1 protein-coding gene and 1 pseudogene are annotated in these 2,665 nt (G+C 69.1%); both read right to left on the bottom strand.

Going from position 1 to position 2,665, the window contains the following annotated elements; genetic code table 11:
• On the bottom strand, positions 1-429 hold a 429-nt coding region (locus ACCC94_RS29170; protein ID WP_413353063.1), incomplete at its 3' end, for an ATP-binding cassette domain-containing protein.
• Positions 430-431: 2 nt separating this feature from the next.
• A pseudogene (locus tag ACCC94_RS29165) lies at positions 432-2,534 on the bottom strand (vWA domain-containing protein); the annotation flags it as partial.
• Positions 2,535-2,665: the final 131 nt, after the last annotated feature.

Genomic DNA, 2,665 nt, shown 5'->3' with positions numbered 1-2,665 from the left:
GCCAGGGCGCGGCGCCTGGACATCCAGGACCAGCTGGACAAGAAACCCGCCGCGCTCTCGGTCGGCCAGGCCCAGCAGGCGCCGCGACAACTCGATATTGGCGCGCACGCTGAGATAGCCGAGCAGCCCGCCGGTCTGCAGCACGTAGCCGCAGAACCGGCTGCGCAGGTCGGCCAGGGTGCTGCGCTGGCCGGTGCGCCAGAGATCGGCGATGGCGTACACGCCCGCGCCCGCCCGCCAATCGAAGCGCTCTGCCTGCTGCGGCGGCGCCACCAGGGACAGCAGGTCCAGCAGCGTGCTCTTGCCGCTGCCGCTGGCCCCCACCAGCGCCAGGCGCTGGCCGGGCGCGAGGTCCAGGCACGGCACGTCCAGGCGGAAGCGCTGTGCGCCCTGCCCCCGGATACTGCTGACGCCACGCAGGCTGAGCAGGCTCATGGCAGCGTCGCCAGCGGCACGCGGTACAAGGCATCGCCCGGTTCGGCAGCGCCGAAGCGGACCCAGTTGGCCGTGTCGTTGTGGAAGGTTTCGTAGAGGCGGATCTTCGATTCCAGTTCGTCGATGAAGTCCTGCTGCTCGGCCACCGACAGCGACAGCCAGAGGTCCTGGGTCATGCCCAGGACCTTGCTGCGGTACGGCAGGCCGTCGAGGTATTCGCCCAGCAGGCCGCCCTTGGCCAGGTTGCCGCCCTGGCGCAGCGCCGAGGGGTCGCGGCTCATGTAGGCACTGGCGCTGGCGATTTCCTGGAAGAAGTCCCTGGGCGAGGTCTGGGTCTTGCGCGCCGCATCGACGATCAGCTTGAGCGACTGCTGCAGCTCGTTGAGCTGCAGGCGGGTGAGCAGCGCGCACACCTGGAAGGCCGGCAGCGCCGGGTTGCTCAGGTCGCGGTCGGCGGTCCAGGCGCTGACCAGCTGCGGGCTCTGTGCCTGGGTCCTGCGGCCGAGGAAGTCCATGTGCATGGCGTAGCCGATGGCCGCCGACTTCTGCGCAAGACTCGGCGCGCCGTCCAGCTGCGGCGCAGCGCTGGGCGCGTTGCCGCGCACCTGGTGGACGAGATCGGCGAACACGCTGCCGATTTCGTCCAGGCGCTGGCCGAAGCGCTGTACGTCGCCACCCGGCACCGGCACGTAGAGGTCGCCGATGCGCGGGTTGGCGTCGGCGGTCAGGGTGCGGTACTGCTGCTCGGCGGCCGCATGGTTGTTCGCCCCGGCCGGCGTCAGCAGGTGCAGGGCATACAGGTGGATCTGCTTGTTCAGCGCAGCCTGGCGCACCTCCGCTTCGTTCATGCGCGTCGAGCTGTACGGATCGCTCTTGCGCAGCGCGCCGGCATCGCTGACCACCAGCACTACGCGGCCGCCATAACCGCTCCAGTCCATGCCGTCCACCGCCTGCATGATGCCGGCGAAGGCGTCCTCGTTGAACGAGTGGCTGGACACCGTGGTGGCCTTGATCTGCCCGGCCAATTGCAGGAAGCGCGCGGGATCGCGGCCTTCCTCCAGCGGGATCAGGGTCCTGCTCAGGTATTCCAGCCCCGGCGTCTTGTCGGTGTTGTTGCGAAAGCCCACCAGGCCGAAGCTGACGCTATCGAGTTCGCCGCGCTCGGCGAGCTTGCCCTGCAGGCTCTGCACCACGTCGCGAATCTGGTCGATATAGGGCTGCATGGACACCGAGGTGTCCACCACCAGCACGATGCCAGTGCGGAAGGCGTCGGTGGCGGCAGCCTTCAGTGGCTTGCCCTCCACAGTGCTGGCGACCTGACTGCCGGGGTCGATGGAGGCGACCTTGAGCATCTGCACGATCTGCCCGTTGTCATCCATGCTCTCGCGCGACTCGAAGATCGGCAGCAGGTAGAAGCGATCCTGTGCGACCGCGCGGGTGGCCGGTTCCAGAGCCAGCACCTGGCTGTTGTCGCTGGCGTCGGCCTGGGCCTTGCGCAGCAGGTTGCGGGCCGCGTTGGGGTCGGCGATCAGTTGTTCCAGCAGGCTGTCCTGGCGCAGGAACATCACCGGCGCCCGGCCGGAGCGTTCGGTGAACTTGAGCACCAGGCTCTGCTTCCAGTCGGCGCCCTCGCTCGCCGGCAGCCAGCCCAGCGCGCGGCCATCGCTGGCGGCGCTGACCTGCAGCCAGTCCTGGCCGGCGACGTTGCGCCGGGCGTAGACGTAGAGCACCGAGAACGCCGGCAGCGGTTGCCCTGCGCCCTGCCCCGGTTCTGTATGCAACTGCGCGCCGGGCTTTGCCAGTACGCGCTGGTAGAGGGTCTTCTTGCCGGGGATCAGCAACGGGTGCTCACCAGCCACGGAATCATCGGCAACGGCAGCCTGGGTCGGCTGACCGACGTTCTGCGGCTTGTCGCTGGCGAGCGCCTGGCTCGGCGCCTTGTCCTGCTGGTCGACAGCCACCGGCGCCTTGGCCGTGCGGCCGAGCCACCAGTAGCCCGCGCCACCGACACCCAGTGCTGCCGCCACGGCCACGGCGAGCAGCGCCAGCACCGGGCCTTTTCGTTGGCCCGACGACGCTTGCCCAGGTGATTGCTGCGGGGCGCGCGCACCGGCAGACCCAACCAAGGCAGACGACCCGATATGTCCATGCAGTTAACCGCGTTCACGCAAACTTCCCCCATAGCCCAGGTCACCACCCCGCACCGCCCCGCCCCCCTATTGCTCCGCGA

The organism is Pseudomonas sp. Pseusp97, assembly GCF_047304025.1.
Lineage (GTDB): Bacteria > Pseudomonadota > Gammaproteobacteria > Pseudomonadales > Pseudomonadaceae > Pseudomonas.
The sequence above is the reverse complement of the archived record's forward strand: the minus strand, read 5'-3'. Positions and strand labels throughout refer to the sequence as shown.